This is a genomic window from Hymenobacter arizonensis (assembly GCF_900115775.1).
Taxonomy (GTDB): domain Bacteria; phylum Bacteroidota; class Bacteroidia; order Cytophagales; family Hymenobacteraceae; genus Hymenobacter; species Hymenobacter arizonensis.
The window spans coordinates 477,339-499,905 of record NZ_FOXS01000004.1; the positions used below are offsets into that span (position 1 = coordinate 477,339).

General features: G+C 57.5%; 16 protein-coding genes and 2 pseudogenes. 9 read left to right on the top strand and 9 right to left on the bottom strand.

Features of this window, described 5'->3' with window-relative positions; all coding sequences use genetic code 11:
- Nucleotides 1-33: 33 nt before the first annotated feature.
- The 6 genes and pseudogenes from BMZ66_RS16420 to BMZ66_RS16440 all read left to right on the top strand — a co-directional run bounded on the left by BMZ66_RS16420 (nucleotide 34) and on the right by BMZ66_RS16440 (nucleotide 5,071).
- Entirely contained in the window at nucleotides 34-1,377 is a 1,344-nt protein-coding gene (locus BMZ66_RS16420) for a UDP-glucose dehydrogenase family protein (protein ID WP_092676025.1), read from the top strand.
- A gap of 123 nt (nucleotides 1,378-1,500) precedes the next feature.
- Complete coding sequence (locus BMZ66_RS16425) at nucleotides 1,501-2,448, top strand: UDP-glucuronic acid decarboxylase family protein (RefSeq protein ID WP_092676028.1); 948 nt, start codon at nucleotides 1,501-1,503, stop codon at nucleotides 2,446-2,448.
- Nucleotide 2,449: 1 nt separating this feature from the next.
- Nucleotides 2,450-2,866: a sugar 3,4-ketoisomerase gene (locus tag BMZ66_RS16430; RefSeq protein WP_092676031.1), complete on the top strand. Its 417-nt coding sequence runs from the start codon at nucleotides 2,450-2,452 to the stop codon at nucleotides 2,864-2,866.
- The gene (locus tag BMZ66_RS25190; protein ID WP_143080252.1) at nucleotides 2,863-3,822 is read left to right on the top strand and encodes a GNAT family protein; all 960 of its coding nucleotides are present in this window, start codon (nucleotides 2,863-2,865) and stop codon (nucleotides 3,820-3,822) included. Before BMZ66_RS16430 ends, BMZ66_RS25190 begins: the two co-directional genes overlap by 4 nt.
- A gap of 64 nt (nucleotides 3,823-3,886) precedes the next feature.
- A pseudogene (locus tag BMZ66_RS16435) lies at nucleotides 3,887-4,564 on the top strand (IS1595 family transposase).
- 213 nt (nucleotides 4,565-4,777) lie between these two features.
- Nucleotides 4,778-5,071 carry a transposase gene (locus BMZ66_RS16440; protein WP_177204765.1) on the top strand — a complete coding sequence of 98 codons (294 nt, stop codon included), beginning with the start codon at nucleotides 4,778-4,780 and terminating at the stop codon, nucleotides 5,069-5,071.
- Between the two features lie 1,130 nt (nucleotides 5,072-6,201).
- On the opposite strand, the gene BMZ66_RS16450 is transcribed toward BMZ66_RS16440, so the two are convergent.
- The 3 genes and pseudogenes from BMZ66_RS16450 to BMZ66_RS16460 all read right to left on the bottom strand — a co-directional run.
- Nucleotides 6,202-7,167, bottom strand: a complete 966-nt coding sequence (locus BMZ66_RS16450; RefSeq protein ID WP_092676039.1) for a glycosyltransferase family 2 protein — start codon at nucleotides 7,165-7,167, stop codon at nucleotides 6,202-6,204.
- Between the two features lie 111 nt (nucleotides 7,168-7,278).
- Nucleotides 7,279-8,379: a DegT/DnrJ/EryC1/StrS family aminotransferase gene (locus tag BMZ66_RS16455; RefSeq protein WP_092676042.1), complete on the bottom strand. Its 1,101-nt coding sequence runs from the start codon at nucleotides 8,377-8,379 to the stop codon at nucleotides 7,279-7,281.
- 30 nt (nucleotides 8,380-8,409) lie between these two features.
- Nucleotides 8,410-8,586: pseudogene (locus BMZ66_RS16460) on the bottom strand (IS1595 family transposase); the annotation flags it as partial.
- Between the two features lie 83 nt (nucleotides 8,587-8,669).
- Between BMZ66_RS16460 and BMZ66_RS16465 the strand changes: the two are divergent.
- Genes BMZ66_RS16465 through BMZ66_RS26445 form a run of 3 tightly spaced genes read left to right on the top strand, consistent with a single transcriptional unit; the run spans nucleotide 8,670 to nucleotide 9,888 of the window.
- Nucleotides 8,670-9,152 carry a transposase gene (locus tag BMZ66_RS16465; RefSeq protein WP_092676044.1) on the top strand — a complete coding sequence of 161 codons (483 nt, stop codon included), beginning with the start codon at nucleotides 8,670-8,672 and terminating at the stop codon, nucleotides 9,150-9,152.
- Entirely contained in the window at nucleotides 9,145-9,630 is a 486-nt protein-coding gene (locus tag BMZ66_RS16470; RefSeq protein WP_177204733.1) for an IS3 family transposase, read from the top strand. Before BMZ66_RS16465 ends, BMZ66_RS16470 begins: the two co-directional genes overlap by 8 nt.
- Nucleotides 9,631-9,687: 57 nt before the next feature.
- Nucleotides 9,688-9,888 carry an integrase core domain-containing protein gene (locus BMZ66_RS26445; RefSeq protein ID WP_369407601.1) on the top strand — a complete coding sequence of 67 codons (201 nt, stop codon included), beginning with the start codon at nucleotides 9,688-9,690 and terminating at the stop codon, nucleotides 9,886-9,888.
- 263 nt (nucleotides 9,889-10,151) lie between these two features.
- Here BMZ66_RS26445 and BMZ66_RS16480 read toward each other — a convergent pair whose 3' ends face one another.
- From BMZ66_RS16480 to BMZ66_RS16505, 6 genes are all read right to left on the bottom strand, one after another.
- Nucleotides 10,152-11,669, bottom strand: a complete 1,518-nt coding sequence (locus BMZ66_RS16480) for a glycoside hydrolase family 32 protein (RefSeq protein WP_092676051.1) — start codon at nucleotides 11,667-11,669, stop codon at nucleotides 10,152-10,154.
- A gap of 37 nt (nucleotides 11,670-11,706) precedes the next feature.
- On the bottom strand, nucleotides 11,707-12,603 hold the full coding sequence (locus BMZ66_RS16485) for a carbohydrate kinase family protein (RefSeq protein ID WP_092676054.1): 897 nt from the start codon (nucleotides 12,601-12,603) through the stop codon (nucleotides 11,707-11,709).
- An 18-nt stretch (nucleotides 12,604-12,621) separates the two neighbouring features.
- Nucleotides 12,622-13,944 carry a sugar porter family MFS transporter gene (locus tag BMZ66_RS16490; protein WP_234795128.1) on the bottom strand — a complete coding sequence of 441 codons (1,323 nt, stop codon included), beginning with the start codon at nucleotides 13,942-13,944 and terminating at the stop codon, nucleotides 12,622-12,624.
- A gap of 114 nt (nucleotides 13,945-14,058) precedes the next feature.
- Nucleotides 14,059-15,780, bottom strand: coding sequence for a RagB/SusD family nutrient uptake outer membrane protein (locus BMZ66_RS16495; protein WP_092676059.1), 1,722 nt, complete (start codon nucleotides 15,778-15,780; stop codon nucleotides 14,059-14,061).
- Nucleotides 15,781-15,801: 21 nt separating this feature from the next.
- Nucleotides 15,802-18,966, bottom strand: coding sequence for a SusC/RagA family TonB-linked outer membrane protein (locus BMZ66_RS16500; RefSeq protein ID WP_092676199.1), 3,165 nt, complete (start codon nucleotides 18,964-18,966; stop codon nucleotides 15,802-15,804).
- 352 nt (nucleotides 18,967-19,318) lie between these two features.
- Nucleotides 19,319-22,099 carry a substrate-binding domain-containing protein gene (locus BMZ66_RS16505; protein WP_092676062.1) on the bottom strand — a complete coding sequence of 927 codons (2,781 nt, stop codon included), beginning with the start codon at nucleotides 22,097-22,099 and terminating at the stop codon, nucleotides 19,319-19,321.
- Nucleotides 22,100-22,567: the final 468 nt, after the last annotated feature.

Genomic DNA, 22,567 nt, shown 5'->3' on the forward strand with positions numbered 1-22,567 from the left:
TATAAACTGTAACCCCTACGTCGTAGGCATCTTATGAAAATAGCAATTGTAGGCACCGGCTACGTCGGGCTGGTAACAGGAACGTGTTTTGCCGAAGTAGGCATTGATGTAACCTGTATCGATATAGACCAGAAGAAGATTGATAACCTCCACCAAGGCATTCTTCCCATTTACGAGCCTGGTCTGGAAGAAATGGTGAGCCGGAACGTAGAAAAGGGCCGTCTGCACTTCTCCACCAGCCTCGCCGATGCCATTCAGGATTGCGACGTTGCTTTTATTGCCGTTGGTACCCCTCCCGGCGAAGACGGCTCGGCCGACTTGAAGTACGTGCTGGCCGTGGCCCGCGGTATTGGCGAGAACATGAATAATTATGGCGTTATCGTTACTAAAAGCACTGTGCCCGTGGGCACGGCTGCCAAAGTGCGCGCCGAGATTGAAAAGGCCCTGGAGAAGCGCGGCGTCGATATTGAGTTTGACGTAGCTTCTAACCCCGAATTCCTGAAGGAAGGCGCGGCCATCGACGACTTTCTGAAGCCCGACCGCATTGTGGTGGGTGTCGCTTCCGAGCGCGCCGAAGACGTAATGAGCAAGCTCTACAAGCCCTTCCTGCTCAACGGCCACCCCATCATCTTCATGGACATTCCGTCGGCCGAGATGACGAAATACGCCGCCAACTCCATGCTGGCCACGAAAATCAGCTTCATGAACGACGTGGCTAACCTGTGCGAAATCATGGGCGCCGACGTGAACAAGGTGCGCCAGGGCATTGGCTCGGATGCTCGCATCGGCACCAAATTCATCTATCCTGGCATCGGCTACGGCGGCTCTTGCTTCCCCAAAGACGTAAAAGCCCTCATTAAGACAGCTAAGGAGAATGGCTACGACATGCAGGTGCTGCGGGCCGTGGAAGAGGTGAATGAAAACCAGAAGTCCGTACTGTTCGACAAAGTAAGCCGGCACTTTGCCGGCGAGCTGCGGGGCCTCAAAATGGCCATCTGGGGCCTGTCTTTCAAGCCCAAGACTGACGACATGCGCGAGGCTCCCTCATTGGTTATCATCGAGAAGCTGTTGGCAGCTGGCTGCATTGTCACCGCCTACGACCCGGTTGCCATGCCAGAAGCGCGTCACACCCTCGGCGACTCCATCACCTATGCTAAAGACGAGTTTGCGGCCCTAATTGACGCTGACGCCCTGCTGGTCGTAACCGAATGGCCCGACTTCCGCTCGCCCAACTTCGAAGTAATGGCCCGCCTGATGAAGCAAAAAGTGATTTTTGACGGGCGTAACATCTACGAAGCCCAGGAATTGCAAAATCTTGGCTTTGCCTACCACTGCATCGGGGTCCGGACCGAGCACAAGGAGCCGGTGCAAGCTTAGTTTAAATGTGTCATCCTGAGTGCAGCGAAGGACCTTATCACGCTTGCCTCCTTCAGGTTTCTTAAATACATAGAGCGGCGCGACGTGATAAGGTCCTTCGCTGCGCTCAGGATGACAAACAATATGTCTGAAGAAAAAAAACGCGTCCTTATTACCGGCGGAGCTGGTTTTCTAGGCTCCCACCTTTGCGACCGGTTTCTGGCCGAAGGCTACTGCGTGGTAGCCATGGACAACCTGATTACAGGTTCGCTTCAAAACATCGAGCACCTGTTTGGCCGGCCCGATTTCGAGTTCCACCAGGCCGATGTGAGCAAGTTCGTGTTCGTTCCCGGCAAGCTCGATTACATCCTGCATTTCGCCTCGCCGGCCTCGCCCATTGACTACCTCAAAATTCCGATTCAAACGCTGAAGGTGGGTTCGCTGGGTACCCACAACCTGCTGGGTCTGGCCCGCGTGAAAGGCGCTCGTATGCTGATTGCCAGCACTTCGGAAGTTTACGGCGACCCCGAAATCCATCCGCAGGTGGAGGAATACTTTGGCAACGTGAATCCCGTCGGCCCCCGTGGTTGCTACGATGAGGCTAAGCGCTTCCAGGAAGCCATCACCATGGCCTACCACAACCACCACGGCCTGGAAACGCGCATCATCCGCATCTTTAACACCTACGGCCCCCGCATGCGCCTCGACGACGGCCGTGTACTGCCCGCATTCCTCTCGCAAGCCCTGCGTGGCGAAAACCTCACCGTATTCGGCGACGGCTCCCAGACCCGCTCGTTCTGCTACGTCGACGACTTGGTTGAGGGCATTTACCGCTTGCTACTCAGTGATTACCACTTGCCTGTAAACATCGGTAACCCATCAGAAATCACCATTAAGGAGTTCGGCGAAGAAATTGCCCGCCTCACCGGTGTGGAATTTAAACCTACGTATCAGGCTTTGCCCGAGAACGACCCTATGAAGCGTCGCCCTGACATTACCAAAGCCAAGGAAATCCTTGGTTGGGAGCCAAAAGTGGACCGCGCCGAAGGCTTGCGCCGCACTTTAGAGTATTTCAAAGAGCACGTGAAGTAACATGACAATTCCTGACCTTCACTTAATTAATTTTCTAAAATTGGGTGAACCAGGGATTGGGTACATCTCTGTCACGCAGCAAGAGCAGCTAGTGCCGTTTGAAGTAAAACGAATTTTTTGGACGTACTACACGCCGGAAAGTATTGTGCGCGGTCGTCATGCCCACTATATCACCGAGCAGGTGCTGATTGCGGTTGCTGGCCGTATTACTGTTACTACTGAGCGAGCAGACGGAAGCATTCAATCTTTTCGACTTGAGGACCCCAGTATAGGCCTTTACGTGCCACCGTATGTGTGGCACACAATGCAATATTCACACTCTGCTGTGCAATTAGTTTTGGCTTCTTCGGTTTACAACGAAGATGACTACATCCGGGATTATGAAAAATTCAAGCAAGTGTGGGGCCAAAAGGCATGACAACAGCATCAACTGCACATTCTATTAATGCGACTTTGGTGGCAGCACGAGCTGAGGCGCTCGTGCTGCATTCACCCTATCTGTTTTTGCGAGAATTATCTCTTGCCGTTCAGCAAGCACGGTTTGGTACTGGAGCTGCATTGCGCTTCGCTGAAGAAAAGCAGTCAGAAGTGCTGCCCATGGCTGGTTGTGAAGGTCAGTGGCTTCTGAAAGGACTTTCCTGGGACTCGGATTACTTCGGAACTCCTACTTACCGACTCTTTACAGGGCTGTTTGGCCCAGATACTCAGCTTTCGGCGTTGCAATGCGCAGCCGTCGACCTACGTCAGCAACTGGCTAACCGGGGAAGCTATTACGCATTTACAATAGTACCCGCGGAGGATATTCGTTTGTTGCAAGCACTAACGGGGGGAGGTTGGCAATTAGTAGAAACCCGGCTGAATTTCTATTGCTCCACCAACGTGGCACTACCAGCGCCCGTTGGTGTGCGTCTGGCTCGTCCGGAAGAAGCCGAGCACATTGGTCGCATTTCGGCTATAGCGCGCAATCCATATGACCGTTTCCATGCTGACCCGTGGTTCGGGGAAGTTCGTGCCGATGCTTTCTTAGCTCGCTATGCCGAAGCTGCAGTGAAAGGCTCTTATGCTGATGCAGTGTTAGTACCCGACGAGCCAGGAACAGTAGTAGATTCTTTCTTAGCCATTGGCGATACTTTTCCTGATGCTATAATTCCTAATGGAGGAGCCTCTCGTATACTGCTTACCGCAGTTGGACCTCAAAATCGTGGCTGGCATTTGAAGTTAGTAACCGAGACAATACGTCGAGCTTCAACCCTATCTTTGCCTCACATATTAATGACAACCCAAGCAACAAATAAAGCGGTTTTTCGCACTTGTGAAAAACTCGGGTTTCAGCTTGGAAGCACCACGCACGTATTGGCCAGTCACAGTAATTAGTAAAACATATTTATGTTGGGGCTTAGGAAGCAAACATAGTGTGGAGCTGGTGTAACTTTCTGTTATGCAGCCCGCTAACCGCTATTACAACCGCGCAAAAATTTCGGAGGCCAAATTCCGCTATCTGCTGCGGTTGTTTGCCTTGGATTTGACGGCCTCTGACACCGCCCGGCTCACGGGGTTAAGCGTGCATGCGGTCAACGATTTGTTCCTGCGCTTGCGCCGCCGTTTGCAGACCTGGTGTCCGGTGCCAGCCGGGCTGGACGGGGCCGTTGAACTCGACGAAAGCTACTTCGGCCCGCGGCGGGTGCGCGGCAAACGTGGGCGCGGGGCTAGTGACAAAACCATCGTTTTCGGCCTGTTCAAGCGCGGCGGGCAGGTGTACACCGAAATCGTCTCGGACTGCTCGAAAAAGACCTTGCAGGCCATCATGCGAGGCAAAATTGACGTAACCGCCATGTTCAACACCGACGGCTGGCGCGGCTACGACGGGCTGGTGGACGTGGGCTTTGACCGCCACTTTCGCGTCCGCCACGGCCAGGACGAATTTGTCCACGGCGCCTCGCACATCAACGGCATCTAGTCTTTTTGGAGTTTCCCCAAAGTCCGCCTCCAGCAGTTCAAAGGCGTGCCCAGACACACCTTTTTGCTGCACCTGAGAGAGACCGAGTTTCGGTTTAATCATCGCCACAAAGACTTCTACAAATTGCTCCTTAAATTACTCCGACAACAACCCCTCTAAACGGGTTTGCTTCCTAAGCTCCTTATACTTATCATTCGTCGCCCTTGAATGGCTATTTGACTATCGAGGAATTAGCGTTATTTAAGTGCTAATTAATTAGACGGTGTTATGAACCTGTGAGCGAAAATAGCAGGTATGGAAATTATTTGTTGCGCTTGTCCCAGGAACGTAGCCTAGGACGAATAGGCCTTTTTGCTGCCGTGTTTACTGCCCGTGTGCGAAGACGCGGGCCAGCTGCACTGCCCACTGCCCGAATTATTTAGTGCCTTGCGCTGTGTGGTGCACACGTGTTGTACTTGGCGCTATTTGCTGCAGGACATACCGCCCTGGGCCACGTGTTATCAGCAATGGACCCGCGGGCGGAACGCCAGCGGGTTCGAGGCGCTGACCGATGACTTACGCCAGGTGCTGCGCCTGAATGAAGCCCGCGCGGCCGAGCCGAGCGCCGTCATTTTCGATTCGCGCACGCTGCAAAGCATTCCCAAAAGCGGGCAGCGAGCCGGTTAAGACGGGGCCAAATGCCGCAAGTGAAGCAAAGTGCACGTTGCTGTCGACACGTTAAGCTACCTGCTGGTCACCGTAGTGAACCCGGCCAACGAATAAGACCGGGTTCATGTTATCTGATTAGCCAAAAATAGTGCAAACGGCATTAGGACGAAGTGTTACACTGGCTTATGCTGGCCATAGTTACACCGGCGAAGTACCCAAGCCGGAAAGCAGCAAGGCACAGACCTGCAAGTCGTCAAGTTGGGCCAGACCAAGCGCGCTTAGTGCTGCTGCCCCGCCGCCGGGTAGTCGAAAGCAGCCTGAGTTGGAGTGCCCGCTACAAGCGTTTGGCCCGCTACTACGAACGCCTTGCCCGCAGTTTGTAGCAACTCCACTACTTGTCCTTTGTCGGCTTGATGCTTACCAAAGCAGCTACCCTCAATTTGCTGCCATGTTCATAACACCGTCTAGTAAGTAGCCAAGCCCAACCATTGCTTAGCCAAAAATGCGCAGTGATGGCGGCTCTAATGCCTAGCACTACGATGCTAATTAGGGCTGAATAAACGGTTAGGTATAAGCACCATAAACCGGGCAACCCTGTAGTTTTTTCCAACAGCGCATTAAGCCACAACTCAAAATAGTGATAGGGCTCGGCAGCAACGAACTAGGGAAAATAAACCTCTAACGACTTACTTTCTATGCCTGCTTCTTTGAGCGGCATGCTCATACGGTTATAAAAAATGTAGTCCTGAAACGGGGTGAGCAGAAACGGTGAATCTGGGTCATAGATTAATAAAACCGGAGTGTCTAGATTACTATGTTAATGGAGAGCAGCACCCACGCTACAGACCTAGCACTTCGCTCCTTCCGAAATGCGGGAGGTGAGCTGTTGGTCAAGGAGCGTAGCTGCCAGCCAGTGGCTAGTACCAAAAGCGGCCGCCCGTTTGCAGGGTAGTATACGCCACAACCAGCGTACTTAATCCCACTACTACGTTATTTTGGCAGCAAAATGTGGCTCGACATCCCTTGGCGATTTAAGAATGCGCATCAGGGACCAGCCAATGCCATAGCTTCCTCCTAATAGCATAGCCATCAGCCCTAGATACGGGAGGTAAAGCCTCATTATTTTACCTGAGTAGCAATGGTGAGGATTATCGGCGCCATTGTTGTTGTTGTGCTTCTTTGTTCGGTTCCAATACCTCACGCACTACATAAAGAGGCCGTTTACGTGCCGCATCCAGCCCGCGCCACACATATTCGCCAATGACTCCCAGTGCTACCATTTGGAACGCCGATACAATAAGTAGTACCACCATGAGTGTGGTCCAACCAGCTGGCTCATCAGGGCTAGCAATTTTAAGAGCGACTACATAGAGGCCGTATAACAGAGCTATTGCTCCCAGGCCTAAGCCCAACACGGAAATGGCTCGGATAGGAACAAACGAGAAAGCCATCAATGAATCGATGAGTAGTTTGATTTTTTTGGAGAGAGTCCAGCGCGATTTACCAATCTCCCGCTTGCGGCGCGTATATGGTATATTAACGTACGGAAAACCCAACCATATCATCAGGTAAAACACGTTGGAGTTACGCTCGTGCAGCTTTAAAACCTCATCAGCTACTTGCCGGTCAAAAAAGACAAAATCAAAGCCCCCATCGGGAATGTTGCTCAGGGCTAAATTTTTCATTAGCCAGTGAAACGTTTTGGCCATTGTTTGTCCAAGGCCGGTTTCTTCTCGGTGCTGCCGGTTGCCAATGACAAGTTTAAATCCCTTTTGCCAGTGCGCATACATTTGTACCATCAGTTCGGGGGGGTCCTGCATATCAGCAGTAATAACCGCTAAGCAGTCGCCCGTAGCATGAGCCATGCCAGCCACAATGGCGTTGTAAGAACCCACGTTGCCCGCCAAATCTACAATCCGGATACGGCCCGGATACATTACTTGGGCACTTTGCAACGCTGCTAGCGTGTCATCACCCGACCCGTCGTTGACAAAAACGTATTCGAAAGAGACTTCCGGGGGAAAGTTAGCCTCGTTTGCTACTAACTCACGGGTCGTCACCGGTATATTCCCCTCGTTGTAGTAGCAAGGGACAATTACGGAGAGCTTAGGCATTGTAGTCTAATAAATTTACTTATACATTGCAGGCGGCAAATGCCTTCAATTATGTTGCTGTTGTGTTTTATAAACGATAGTCGGGCGGCCAACAGCATTATCGTAGCTGCTTTATTTAAAGCTACGTATGGCTGAAGCAACAGCTATAACAAGCTCTTCGGTCATGCCAGGCCACATCGGCAAGCTAAGGCATGTGGCAGCCAGCTCTTCTGCAATGGGAAACGCGCCGGCTGGCAGCGCCAAATACTGGTATGCTTCCTGACGGTGCGGCGGCACAGGGTAATGAATAAGAGTGCCAATGCCCAAAGCGGTTAGGTGTTGCTGCAAGGCATCGCGACGCGAGGTATGCACTACGTATAGGTGAAATACATGGGTAGCTCCCTCAGCAACATAAGGCAACTGCAGGTCTTCGATGCCCGACAGATGATGTCCGTACCAATCAGCTATCTCTTGTCGCTGCCGCGTCCAGCTAGTAAGCTTAGGCAGTTTAACTCGCAACAATGCAGCTTGCAGTTCATCAAGCCGGGAATTGTACCCGATTACTTCATTGTAGTATTTCTGCTGTGACCCATAGTTACGCAGCACCCGAACCTTCTGTGCTAATTCCGCATCATTCGTTGTTATAGCCCCGGCGTCGCCCAAGGCACCCAGGTTCTTTCCCGGGTAAAAGCTTGTAGCGTTAATGTGGCCAAAACTGCCGGTAAGAGAGTCACTATACGCCGCACCTTGTGACTGGGCATTGTCTTCAACTACAAACAGATTATGCTGAGCAGCGATTTTCATAATTTCTATCATTCGGCATGACTGACCATAAAGGTGAACAGGCATAATAGCGCGCGTGCGTGGCGTGAGCGCAGCAGCAATCAGTTCGTGGTTTATGTTGCTGGTGCTGGGGTCCGGCTCAACTGGAACCGGGGTGGCCCCAACCTGAGTAACGGCTAGCCAGGTAGCTATATAAGTGTTTGAGGGCACTATCACTTCATCCCCAGGGCCAATTTCTAACACACGTAAGGCAAGAACAAGGGCATCCAGACCATTGGCAACCCCTACGCAATGACTTACTTGATTAAACGCTGCGTATTCACTCTCAAAAGCCTTTACCTCTTCACCAAGTACATACCAATTGGAATCGTAGACACGAAGGAATGCACTCGCAATTGCTTCGCGGATAGGTAAGTGCTGTGGAGAAAATGTCAGGAATGGGACTTGCATATTATTTTAAGGCTTAGGAAGCAAACTCGTTTAGAGGGGCTGTTGACGAAGTAATTTAAGCAGGGGTTTGTAGAGGTCCTCGTGGCGGTGGTTGAAGCGAAACTCGGATTCGTTCAGGTGCAGTTGGAAGGTGTGTTTGGGCACGCCTTTGAACTGCTGGAGGCGGGTCTAGGCAAAAATACAGAAGGACTCGATGCCGTTGCTGTGCGTGAGGTGGTCTAGGTAGGGTGGACAGAAGATGAGGTGGTCGAGTAAATCTGGACAGAACAGGGTAGTATCTTTCCTTCGTCATGAAAGACTCGCCGAAACCTGACAAACGCCGCACGTACGACGCGGCCTTCCGCGCCAAAGCCCTGCGCTTGGTCGAGCAAAGCCGTTCGGCCCAAGCCGCCGCCCGGGTGCTGAACATCGACCCCAAACGCATCTACCAGTGGCAAAAAGCGGCCCAAACGCCGGTAGCCGCCGCGTTGGGGCCGCCCTGGACCCGGCCGCGGCCGCCGAGCTGCGCCAACTGCAGGCCCTGGCCCGGCGGCAGGCGCAGGAGCTGGCCATTTAAAAAAAGCCATTGTCATCTTCTCGCAGACCGAGACGCCATGAGCCGCTACCGCTTCATTGCCGCCGAGTGTGGCCACTACCCCGTGCAGCGGCTCTGCCAGGTGCTGGGCGTGCCGGCCAGCGGCTATTACGCCTGGCAGGCCGCCCAGCAGCGGGCGGTGGGGCGCCCAGCAGCGGGCTTGGGAAACGGCGCTGGTCCGGGTCTTTGGCGTGCATAAACGCCGCTACGGAACCCGCCGACTGCAGGTGGCCCTGCGCCAGAATGGCCACCGAGTGAGCCGCCAGCGCCTGCGCACGGCCATGCGCCGCCGGGGCCTGCACGCGCTGCAACCCAAGGCCTTTGTCCCGCGCACGACCGACTCGACGCATGGCTTGCGCTGCCCGCCCAACCGGCTGCTCGACCAGCCCAACCCGACCCAGGCCAACCGGGTGTGGGTCTCGGACATCACGTATTTGCCGCTCGCCAACGGCCACTGGGCTTATTTGTGCGCCTTTCAGGACGCGTGCAGCAAGCGCGTGCTGGGCTGGCACGTCATGGCCGCCATGCCCGAGGAGTTGGTCACCATGGCCTTGCAGCGCGCCTTTTGGGCCCAACCGCCCACCCCGGGGCTGGTGGTGCACTCCGACCGCGGCGGGCAGTACTGCGGTAATGCGTACCGGAAGCTGCTCCACGCCCGCGAGGCCGTCCGCTCGTAGAGCCGCCGCGGCGAGTGCTACGACAACGCCCTACCGGGTACGACCCAGGCCGAAAGCCTGTGGTCCCGCCTCAAAACGGAGGTGCTCGAACTGCGCGAGTGGCCCGTTTTCGCCGACCTGGCAGATGCCCAGGCCAGCGTCGTCGCCTATTTTGATTACTACAACCACCACCGGCTGCACTCCAGCATTCGCTATCAGATACCGTATCACGCTCACCAACAAATTCTTCAACCTACTGCCCTAAACTGTCCAGCCTAATCGGACCACCTCAGAGCAACCCCAGCTAAGCAAGGCCCATGGCGGGCTCGTTGGGGTAGGCCACGTACTGGACGACCAAGCAGTACGCCAGCGTGGCGACCAATCACTACCGGGGGGTAACTCATTTCCATGTCTCGTAAATGATTTATGGAAACACATCGGCCTATGGCGGCGGTTGTGAAACCCGCGAATGGCCAACCTTCCCTCACTGTTACAACGGCTTAACCCAAAAAGACACCTTTGCCATTGCGCGGCTTATTTTTTTACTGCGCCTTGGGCGCGAGGGGCGCGTAAGTTATTTCCTGAATAAGAAAGCTGGTGTCAGCAGTGAGCCGCAGTTTAGACAGTGGTTCTGTCGGAAAAAACAGCTCACTCATCACCGTGAGGCCCTGGTCGGCAAATACTTCCACCGAGGTGGCATCCACCAGCAGCGTAACATCGGCCTGGAGGGACGTCGATAACCGGGGGGCGGTGTGACGGCCCGCAAATTTGTCGCTAAAGCCCAGCTGGCCCGATTTGGTGCGGTCGACAAAGTACTGGTTAGTCGGCTGGTCGTAGCCAATTATTACCTCTTCTCCTTTGGCGTTACTCAGGACCAGCGAGAAGCTGGCCAACTGCTGCGCCTTGAGTTTAAGTTGAAACTTATCGCCCACATTCTTGAGCTTCGGCGTGAGGTCAAGGGTCTTATTTACGGTCAGGTCCTTGAAAGTGGTCACCGATGGAAAGAGTTTGACGGTTTCTTTCACCGGCTGCGAGGTTAAATAAATCTGGTTCCCGACCTGCTGGAGGGCCAACTCCCGGGCCACCGTGGTGCCACTGCGCCACGGAGACGTGGGCACTTGGTTGGCGTACGTCCAGTTGCTCATCCAGCCCATGAACAGGCGGCGGTTGCCGGTGTTGTTCCACGTCACGCCGGCGTAGTCATCGGGGCCGTAACTGGCCCATTTGGTGTCGGTGCTGCTGGGGGTGAAGGTTTTGCCGTTGAAATTGCCCATGAAGTATTGCGTGCCCGAGCCGCCGTTGGGACCACCGGGGTTCAGGTTGACGATGAGCACCCAGTGGGTTTTGCCGTTGAGCGTCATTGGAAACAGGTCGGGGCATTCCCACACGCCGCCGTGGGCACCCAGCTTCTCGCCAAACTCGCTTTCCTTAGTCCAGTTTTTCAGGTTGGGCGACGAGTAGAAGGTGATGCGGTCCTTGGTGGCCAGGGTCATTACCCACTTCTTGCCGGCCTCGTACCAACTCACCTTGGGGTCGCGGAAGTCCGCGATGCCGGGGTTGGGCAGCACGGGGTTGCCCTCGTACTTCTTCCAGGTTTTGCCCGCGTCGAGGCTGTAGGCCAGGCTTTGGTACTCGTGCTTGTTCGAGCCTTTCTTTTCTTCTTCGGGATTGTGGTGGGTGAAAATGGCCACCATGGCATCTTTGCCAAACCCGGCGGTATTGTTCACGTCAATAACTGCGCTACCGGAGAAAATCATGCCCAGCTTGTCCGGGTACAGGGCAATGGGCTGCTCTTTCCAGCTCACCAGGTCGGTGCTGGTAACGTGGCCCCAGTGCATGGGCCCCCACACCATGCCGTCGGGGTAGTATTGAAAAAACAGGTGGTAGGTGCCCTGGTAGTATACCATGCCATTGGGGTCGTTCATCCAATGGGCAGCGGGCGTGAAATGATACCCGGGACGGTATTGCGGAGTGGCTGGCGGAACGGGCGCCGCCGTTTGGGCCTGCCCGGCGAAGGCCAGGGCCAATAAGCTACAGGCCAGTAAAAATGGCTTTTTCATAAGCGAGGAGGTCGCAGCGAAACTGCTTGAATTACGATTAGGACGACACCGGTTGAGCCTGCCGCAGCCGGGCCACATCGGCGGGGGTGATAGCGGGCGTGGCACCCTGATGAGTAGCGACCAGCGCGCCGGCGGCGCAGGCAAATTGCAGGCACTCCTGCGGCGGTTGCCCCGCCAGCCAACCCGCGAGCAGGGCCGCTAAAAAGGCGTCGCCGCTGCCGATGGTGTCGGTGACTTCGACGTGGAAACCGCTGCTTTTGTAGAGTTGGCCGTTGGTGTACAGCTGAGCCCCATTGGCACCCAACGTCACACACACCGCATGCAGGTTAAAGCGTGCAGCCAGCCACTCCAAGGCCGAGTCCTCGTCGGCTTTTTTCCCGAACCACTCCAGTATTTCGGCCAGCTCGTGGTGGTTCATTTTTACCAGGTCGCTGTGCTCCAATAAGTACTGCACCACCGGTCGGGTGTAGTGCGGCGGGCGCATGTTCACGTCGAACACCCGGAAGCGGGCCTGCGGCAGCAGGCGGTAGAGGGTTTCGCGGGTGGCGGGGGTGCGGGCCGACAGGCTGCCGAACACCAGCATGGCGGCGTCAGCCACCAGCTTGCTCAGGCGTTCCTCGTACTGAATGTAGTCCCAGGCCACGGGCTGCACTATTTTGTACACCACCTCGTTGCGGTCGCCCACGTTGGCTTTCACCACGCCCGTGAGGTGGGTCTGGCCCTGCTGCACGTAGTCGGTGCTCAGGCCGCGCTCGTGCAGGAAACCGACCAGTTCCGCGCCCAGGTCGTCGTCGCCCACCCGGCTGATGAGTTCCACCGGTTGGCCGAGCTGATGCAGGTGCACGGCCACGTTGAAGGGGGCCCCACCGGGCTGCTTGCCCGAGGGCAGCACGTCCCACAGGGTTTCGCCAAAACAAACTATTGTTGGTTGCATGATGCGGTGGTTTAGAAGTTAGTGAACGACCAGGGTCTTTTCCAGCTGCTCCAGGCTGGTGCCTTTGGTTTCGGGCATGAAGCGCCACACGAACCCGAGCTGCAGCACCATCATGGCGCAGAAAAAGGCGAACGTGTTGCCCCCGCCTAGCTTCTCGGCAAAGTAGGGAAACGTGAAGGCAATAATGGCCGCCATCACCCAGTGCGTGCTCGAGCCCAGCGCCTGGCCCTTGGCCCGCACGGTGTTGGGGAAAATCTCGGAGATAAACACCCAGATAACCGCCCCCTGCGAGAAGGCAAAAAAGGCGATGTACACGAACAGCAGCACCGGTACGAGCATGCCGCCAAACTGCTGCGTGTAGAAGGCCCACGACACCAGGCCCAGCGTGGCAATCAGCCCCACCGAGCCGATGAGCATGAGCTTGCGGCGCCCAAACCGGTCGATGAAGTTCATGGCCAGTAGCGTAAAGGCGAAGTTCACCAGGCCCAAACCCGCCGAGGAGAGCAGCGCCGAGCCTTTGCCGAGCCCCGTCATCTCGAAGATGCGCGGGGCGTAGTAGATGATGGCGTTGATGCCCGACACTTGGTTGAACACGGCGAACGTAATGGCCAGCAGCACTGGGCCGCGGTAGGCGCGGGCAAAGAGCGAGTCGCTCTCCGCCTCGTCGGCGGCGTTGGTGGTCAGGATACTGGTCACGTCGGCGTCGGCCGTTTCGGAGTTGATGAGGCGCAGCACGTGGCGGCCTTCCTCCACGCGGCCCTGGCCCAGCAGCCAGCGTGGGCTTTCGGGAATCCGGAACAGCAGCAGGAAAAAGGCCACGGCCGGCACGGCCTGAATGCCGAGCATCCAGCGCCAGTCGTGCTCGCCCGTGCCAGCCAGCAGGTAGTTGGAGAGGTAGGCGGCCAGGATGCCAAACACGATGTTGAACTGGAACATGCCCACCATGCGGCCGCGCACCGCGGAGGGCGACACCTCCGCGATGTAGAGCGGGGCCGTGACCGATGAGGCCCCCACGCCCAGCCCGCCCAGGAAGCGGAACACCACAAACAGCGTCCAGTTGCTGGTGAGCGCCGCGCCCAGCGCCGATATCAAGTACAGGGCGGCGATGAAGAACAGGGTTTGCCGCCGGCCCAGCTTATCGGAGGGGATGCCCCCGAAGATGGCGCCCACCACGGTGCCAATCAAGGCAATGGCAATGGTGAAACCGTGCTCCATCGAGCTCAGGCCCCAGAGCTGCTGAATTGCTTTTTCAGCACCGGAAATCACGGCCGTATCGAAGCCGAACAGGAAGCCCCCCAGCGCAACCACCAGGGACCAAAAGAAAACGTTGCTGTTTTTCACGGCAGATAATTTTAAGGTGATATTAAAATTTTGGGGTGGGGCATTTAGTAGCTAGTGAATGGGGCGAGGCCTGCAGGCAGCTCTAGCTCCCCTTACACTACCTAGCTCGGTCGCTTACCAGCCCGGATTCTGCTTGTACAGGCCTTTGCTGAAGTTTATCTGGTTGATGGGGATGGGCAGGTACTCGTCGCGGCCCTTCGTGAAGCGCGCGTCCTTCAGGTACAGGCGCTTGGTCTTTTCCTTGTCGAAGTAGGCGTTCAGGTAGTCGCCGGCAATGCCCCAGCGCACCAAGTCAAAGAAGCGGTAGCCTTCCATGGCAAACTCCAGGCGCCGCTCAAAGCGCAGGGCTTCGCGGGCGTACGACTGAGTCCATTGGGCGGCGCCGTACTGCCCGATGTTGTAGTTGGAAGTAGCGGTGCCGGCCGTGGTTTTCAAGCGGGCGGTGCTGCTCTGGGCCCGCTGCCGGATTTGGTTGATGATGGGTAGCGCTTCGGAAGCGCGGTTCAGCTCAATCAGGGCTTCGGCTTTCCACAGCAGCACATCGGCGAAGCGAATAAGCGCCCAGTTCTTCGAGGAATTCATGAAGGGCGGCGTCTTCTGGAAGCTGGGGTCGGAGGGCAACACCGTCTCCTTCATCGACATGTACACGCCGTACGTGTTTTGGTCGCGCAGCCAGGAAGTTTGGAAAATGAACGTCGGCAGGTACTTGTAGGGGTGCGAGGGAATGGCAATGGTGTGGTCGAGGCGCGGGTCCACGGTATTCACCTGGAAGTCCGCCGGGGTCGTCAGGTCCGAGTTGTTGAACGTGTTGAACAGCGGCAGGCCCTGGGCATCGGTCTTGAAGGAGTTGACCAGGTTCTGACTGGGCTGGTGGAAACCGCAGCAGCCGTAGTCGGGATTCATGGGGTAGTTCAGCTGGCTGCCGCGGTTGGTGCGGCCCTTGGGCGTGCCGTCGTTGCGCGAAAACTGGATGGCAAACACCGACTCTACGCCGTTGTCGCCAGCAGTTAGAAAGTTGGTGGCAAAATCGGGGTGCAGCGAGTACTTGCCCGAGGCAATAACCTGGTTGGTAAGCGTTACTACTTCCTGCAGCTTGGCTTGGTCTACCGACGTGACGGCGTGGGTTTCACTCTGCACATAGGCTTGGTAAAGCAGCGTTTTGGCCAAATAAGCCTGGGCTGCTGATTTCGTGACCCGCCCCGTTTCGGGCTGAGTATCGGGCAGGTTGGCCACCGCAAAGCGGAAGTCATCGGCAATCTTGGTCCACAGCTCCTCATTGTTCAGGCCGACGTTCGACACCTCGCCGTACTTGTCCGTGGGCACCGACTGGTCGATGTAAGGCACGCGCTTAAACAGCTCCTTCAGCAGGAAGTAGTAGTGCCCGCGCAGGAAGCGCACTTCGCCCTGGCGCACGGCTTTGGTGGGCATGGCGGCAGCATCGACCCCATCGAGCCGGCGCAGGGCGTCGTTGCAGCGCGACACGCCGATGTAGAGCAGGAACCACAGCTCGTCGGTGTTGCCGACGTCCACGCGGTTGAAGGTGAAGGTTTCGTAGAAGTGAAAAGCATCGACGTCGGCCGTGCCGTTGCCGCCCTTGTAGGCGTCGCCGCCGCGCACGTTGCCGTAAGGCCACATGGAGGTGTAGGGGGCGCGGTACACGTCGTTGCCGAGCTGGGAATAAGCGGCAATTACCTGCTTTTCGATGTTGGCGGCCGTGTTGAGCTGCTCGTCGCTGAGGGCGCCCACGGGCTGCACGTCGAGAAACTTATTATCGTTGCAGCCGGAGGCGAGTGCGAGCAGCGACAAAGCCACCGCGCTGATTTTAAATATTTTCATGGCAAAAGTGCGGGTGGGTGGTTAGAAGGAGACGTTGAGGCCGGCGGTGAAAATGCGCGGCAAGGGGTACTGATAATTGGTCACCTCGGGGTCGGCGCCGGTGTACTCTTTGCTCTTGACCGTGAAGATGTTCTGGCCCTGCACGTACAAGCGCACGCCCTGCAGCTTACCTCGGCTCACCCAGGCACTGGGCAGCGAATAGCCCAACTGCACGTTGCGCAGCTTCATGTAAGAAGCGTTTTCGATGAAGTAGGTGGAAGGGCGGCCTTCGTTGTTGGTGTTAATGAGCGTAGCGGCCGGAATAGTCGAGCCGGTGTTGGTCGGCGTCCAGGCATCCAGCAGGCGCTGCCCCCAGTTTTCGCCCGAAGCCAGCGAGGAGAAGTCCGTCCGAAATTTGGCGTTGTTGAACGCGTCCAGACCCTGCACCCCCTGGAAGAACACCTGCGCATCGAAGCCCTTGTAGCCGGCATTCAGGTTCAGGCCGTAGTTGAAGTTCGGCACGCCTTCCGTCAGCCAGGTTTGGTCGAAGTTGTCCACCTTGCCGTCGCCGTTCAGGTCCTTGTAGCGGATGCGGCCGGGGGCGGCGCCCACTTGCGTGGGTCCACCACTTACCTCGGCGGAATTCTGATAGAGGCCATCGGCCACGTAGCCGTACACCGCGTTGATGGAGTGGCCCAGCCGGGTTACGTCCTGCCCGTTGCCGCCGTACGCGTTGATGACTTCATCGGGCAGGTAAGTGAGCTTGTTGCGGTAAGTAGACAGGTTGCCCGTGATGCCGTAGGTCAGCCCGCCGGCCAGCTCGTTTTGGTAGCTGAGTAAGAACTCCCAGCCTTTGTTCTGGATGGAGGCGCCGTTCACGAACTGGTCCCCGCCTTCGCCCACCACCGCCAGAAAGGGCAGGTTCACAAGAATGTCTTTGCTGTTCTTGACGAAGTAATCGACCGAGCCGGAGAGCTTGTTTTCCATCAGGCCAAAGTCCACGCCGATGTTGGTTTGCGTCGTGGTTTCCCACTTCAGGCCCGGGTTGGCGCGTTGCACGCGGCGGTAGCCCGAGGGCAGGTTCGTGTCGTTGCCGTAAATGTCATAAGCCGTGCCGCGGTCGTACTCGAAGTTGGGGTCCAGCGTCCCCAGCAACGACTGATAGAGGCCGCGCGAAGCGAAGTTGGCAATGTCCTGGTTGCCGGTCTGGCCCCAGCCGGCGCGCAGCTTTAGGTCCGAGAGGATGGGCAATGCGTCCTTCACAAAGGTCTCTTCGCTCAGGCGCCAGCCCGCCGACAAGGCCGGGAATACCCCGAACCGCTCGTTTTCGCCGAAGCGCGACGAGCCGTCGCGGCGGAGGGTAGCCGACAGCAGGTACCGGTCGGCGAAGGAGTAGTTGATTTTGGCGAAGTAGGAGGCCAGGCGGAAGGCCGTGGCCCCACCGCCGTTGTCTTTGTTGGCCGCACCCGCATCGAGGTAGGCGTAGTTGAGGTCTTCGCTGGCGAAGTTGGTGCGCGAGGCAAAGCTGCTCTCGTCGTAGTAGCTGATGCGTTCCGTGCCGGCTACCACGCCCAGCTGGTGCTTGCCGCCCAGGGTCATGTCGTAGTTGAGCGTGTTCTGCCACACCCAGTTGCCCCAGAAACGGTTGTTGTCGGTTACGCGGTTATTCTGCTCGGAGAGAAAGCCCGCCTTGTAGGTCTTGTAAATCTGGCGGTATTTGAAAAGGCTGTAGTCGATGCCGAAGCTGGTGCGCAGGTGCAGGCCCTTCAGGATTTCGGCATCGGCAAACAAATTGCCAAACACGCGGCCGGTGTTGGAGCGGTTCTGCTTGTTGTCGGTAAGCAGGCGCAACGGGTTGTCCCGGTCGCTCATGCCCGCCACCGGCCCGCCCCAGCCCACGCCGTCCACGGTGCGCACCGGCACAATGGAAGGCAGCTGCGTGGTGCGGTCGCGTACCAGGTTCAGGTCAAACTCGGCCCGCTGCGACTTCACAATAGTCAGGTTTTCGCCCACTTTCAGCTTGCCTTCCAGGAAGTTGTAGTCGGAGTTGAGGCGAGCCGTCATGCGGTCGAAGCTGGTGTGCTTCAGGGTGCCGCTGTTGTCGTAGTAGTTCAACGAGAACAACGCCCCGCCCCGCTCACCGCCGCTGCTCAAGCTCAGGTTGTAGCTCTGAATCAGGGCATTTTGCTGGGTTTCTTTGAACCAGTCGGTGTTGGCGGCGCGCTGGGTTTTGTCGGCGTCGATGAATTCCGGGACCGTCACGCCATCCAGCACGAGCCGCCCGCTGGCGTCGCGTCGCGTCTGAAAATTGTAGTAGGGCAGGCTGGGAACCGTGCCGTCGTTGATGGCCGCCTGGCCATACACGCGGCCGTAGTCCTGGGTGTTGAGCAGCTGGATGTTCGGCCCCGGCTGCTGCACGCTGAAAAAGGTGGAGAAATCTACCCGCGTCGCGCCGCGCTTGGCCTTCTTCGTCGTGATGATGATGACCCCGTTGCCCGCCCGCGAGCCGTAAATGCTGGCTGCCGAAGCATCTTTCAGCACCTGAATCGACTCAATATCATTCTGGTTGATTTGGTTGATGCCCTCTTTCGTGGGGATGCCATCGATTACGTAGAGCGGGTCGTTGTTGCCCAACGTGCCGATGCCGCGGATGCGCACGGTGGCCGCGCTGCCCGGTGCGCCGTCGGTGTTGATTTGCACGCCCGGTACACGGCCTTGCAGGTTGCGCGTGACATCGTTGGAAGCCATGTCCTTGATTTCATCGGTCTTCACCACGGCCACGGCGCCGGTTAAGTCGGCTTTGCGCTGGCTTTGGTAGCCGGTCACAACTACTTCATCCAGCGCGGCGGCGTCGGCCACCATTTGTACGGCCACTGTCGTCTGGCTACCCACCGCGATTTCCTGTGTCTTATAGCCCACGAAGGAGAGCACCAGCGTGGCGTTGTCGGGCACGGTGAGGGCAAAGCTGCCGTCTGGTCCGGTACCCGTTCCAACGGCGGTGCCTTTTACGAGCACCGTGACGCCGGGCAGGCCTTCGCCCTTTTCATCGGTCACGCGGCCGGTGATGGGGCGGTCCGCCGCGGCAGTCAGTGCCGAAAAAGTCTTACTTGAGTGGTCCCCGTCGGGGTGCGCGGCGGCCAGCAGGGGCACGGCGACCAGCAGCGTCGGCAATAGCAGCCGGCGCGCCAGGAGTACTTGTTTGCGCATGGGAATTTGGAAAAGTGAAAGTGGAAAAATGCAGCGTTTGCGCATCAGGCCACACTCCTTCAGGAGCGCTTCAATGCTTGCCCCGCCCGTCCGGAAACGATTGTAGGCAGCGGGCAGCCCGGGAGCTGCAGCAGAGAAGGCAGGAAAAGCAGGGAGCAGGCACGACGGCTTCATGTCCCAAAGGTGGGGCAGCGTCGGGGCCAGCTGGTAGCGCGATTATCCCAAATAGTATCACTATTCGTTCGCCTACAAAAAACAAAATAACCTGCTGATAATCAGCATATAATCAAGATAAATTTAGCATAAGCCGCCTACGGCCTATCACTCATGTTACCCGACTATAAGAATTGATTCACGCACTCGGCGTTGTGTGCAGCGCCCGGAACTCGGAGGGCGAGATGCGGTACTTGGCCTTGAAGCTGGCCGAGAAGTATGAGGGCGAAGCAAAGCCCAATTGGTAGGCCACGTCAGCGATGTTCAACTCGGTGTTGAGCAATTGCTGCCGGGCTTTAGTCAGGCGAATGTCCTGGATGAAGTCAGTCACGCCCGTGCCGAGCAGGGCCTTGGTCTTGCGGTAGAGCTGTACCCGGGAAGTGCCCAGGCTGCGGGCCACGTCTTCCACGCTCAACTTGGAATTGCTCAAGTTAGCCTCCACTATGGCTGTGAGGTCGGCCAGGAATTTCTGGTCCACCCGCTGGGGGGCCACGGTCGCCGTGTCCACGGAAATGCCACGCCGAAAATGTTCGCGCTGCCGCTCCCGGTTGCCGAGCAACGTACGCAGGCTTTCGAGCAGAAAGGTCGGGTTGAAGGGCTTGGTCAGATAGAGGTCCGCCCCAGCCTGCACGCCTTCTACCTGTTGCTCGGGAGCGCTGCGGGCGGTGAGCAGCACCAGCGGAATGTGCGAGGTGCGCCAATCGCTCTTGAGGGCTGCGGCCACGTCCAGGCCACTGAGCTCGGGCAGGTTCACGTCGCACACAATAAGGTCCGGAATGGTTTCGCCGGCCAGGCGCAGGCCGGTGGCGCCATCGGTGGCGGTTTGCACCTGAAAATGGGCGCCCAGCTTTTGGGCCAGGAAAGCGTTAACCTCCTCGTTGTCCTCTATCACCAGCACCAGTTCCTTGCGGTCATTGCCGGGTTGGCCGGCGGCAGGCACTTGGTCAGGTGCCGCAGCCTCCAGGTCCACTTCGGCCAGCGCCAGAGGCGGAGCAAGCGCCTCCGTGCTGCGCAAGGCGGCGGGCAGTTCCTGGGGCAAGGTCACGGTAAAGGTGCTGCCCTGGCCCGGAGTACTGGTAAAACTTAGCTCGCCCTGATGCAGACGCGCCAGGCCCATAGCCAGGGCGAGGCCCATGCCCGACCCTTTGGCGCTGCCCTGCTGGCCTTGGTAGAACCATTCGAAGATGTGGGCCCGGTCCTGTTCGCTGATGCCGCGGCCGGTGTCTTCCACGCTGATGCGCACCTGGCGCGCGGCGGGCAGGGGCTGGATGCTGACCGTAATCTGCCCGGCCTCCGGGGTGAATTTCAGGGCGTTAGAGAGCAGGTTGAAAATGATTTTATCGAGGATGTTCACGTCAAACCACAGCCGGATGCTGGGTTCAGCTGGCAAAAACCGCAGGTTGATGCCGCGCTGCCGGGCGGGCTTCTCAAACACGTCCATGATGTCGCGCACGAAGGCTACTACGTTGCTTTCCGTGGCCCGCACGGGCATCTTGCCCACGTCGATTTTGCGGAAGTCGAGAAGCTGATTGACGAGTTGCAGCAGGCGCTGGGTATTACGCCGGACCAAGCTCAGGTCGTGACGCTGGGAAGCCGAGAGGTCGGCCCCGTTGGTGAGCAACTCTTCCACTGGCCCCATGATGAGGGTCAGGGGCGTGCGCAACTCGTGCGAGAAGTTGGTGAAGAAGCGGAGCTTGGCTTCGGTTTCCACACGCGCTTGTTCGGCCAACAATTCAATCTGGTTGCGCTGGGCGCGGATTTCATCGTTTTGCCCGGCCAACTTGCGGGTGATGCGCCGATTAAACTGAAAAGCGCGCCATAGCACCACCCCCAGCACCAGGGCGCCCACCAGCGCGACCACCAGAATGTAGAGCACCGTACGCTGGCTGGTGTAAGTGACCAGCTGCGCCTGGAGCAACTGCTGCTGCCGCTGAATATCCTGCTGCTGGTCAGCCAGCTTTTGGGTTTGCATTCTCATGGTCAACACGTTGGTTGAGTCGATGACCATGGTGCTGAGAATGTTCTCCTTTTCAAAAGGCTGCCGGAGCAGAATCTTCATGGCGGTGCGAATGGCTTCTTCCCCACCGGGAGAATACAGCAGCGTGGCCGTCATTACCCGGTCCTGCACCAGCTGGATGCCGCCTTGCGGTCCCGGCAGCCCGTCAACGCCTACAATGCGGATGCGTCCGGCCAAGCCCAACTGTTTGCACACCTGGTAGGCGCCCAGGGCCATGCGGTCGTTGTGGGCAAAAATCAGGTCTACCTCCGGGTGGTCGCGGAGCACGGCCGGCAGGGCCCGTAGCACCGAGGGGTGCTTCCAGTCGCCCAGGACCTGGGCTGTTCGCCGAATACCGGGGTAGGCAGCCAACCCCTCCACGAAGCCCCGGTGCCGGTCCACGGCTGGGGAGGAGCCCGCCGCCCCCAAGATTTCCAGTACTTCGCCCCGCTGGCGCAACAGGCTGCTGATGTAGCGGGCCGCCGTCTGGCCTACTTCCTGGTTGTTGCCGCCCACGTAGGCCGTGTACAGCGGGGAGGTGGTGCGCCGGTCCAGGATGACTACGGGAATGCCCCGGTTATAAGCTTCCTCCACGACGGGGGTAATTGGCTCTGCTTCGTTGGCCGAGACGATAAGCAAGTCAATGCCTTCGCGCAAAAACTCGGCGATGTGTTCACGCTGCACGGCGCTGTTATCGCGCGCGTCCTTCATGCGAAACGTCACTTGCGGATAAAAGCTGAGTTCTTTCTTCATGCCCGCCAGCATCGCCAGCCGCCAGGCGTCGCCGTTGGTGCACTGTGAAAAACCTATGCGGTAAGGCCGGGGAGCCGGAGCGGAACAGCTAGCTGCGGCAAGCCATAACAGCAGCACAATGCTTCGAGTAAGTACCGACAAAAACGGGAACTCAGCAGCTAGTGATATCATGAAAGGGGAACCAGGTAATTCGCGAAAAGCAAGCCTTCAATGCTTTTAAAGGTATGCTGTTTAATCACATACTGATGATAACATGGCCTCGTTGGCTCAATGCCTAGCGGTTGTTAGCCCAAGCCTAAGGGTTCGCATCATGCTGGTAACTATTTGCTTACCCATTCATTTAAGCCTGCTCTACGCAGCAATGGTAGGCCTTGCCCATGACCACACGAAAGTATCGCGCCTTATAAGTATCCGCTCGTTCCTTTACACGTCTCTGTTGTGGTCCCTCGCAGGCGTTCCGCTCCCGCCGGCCCCGCGCCAACCATACGCTAGCCACAGGCGGGGTCCCCGTGGGACGGTCACCGTCCTCGAATTCTTTCCGAAGCCTCCCCCTGCACCGAGTCCTTTGCTTGCTGGACCACCTCCACCTGCGGCCCACAGATTAGGCGCGTTTTCTGACCCGCCGGGACACTGAGCGCG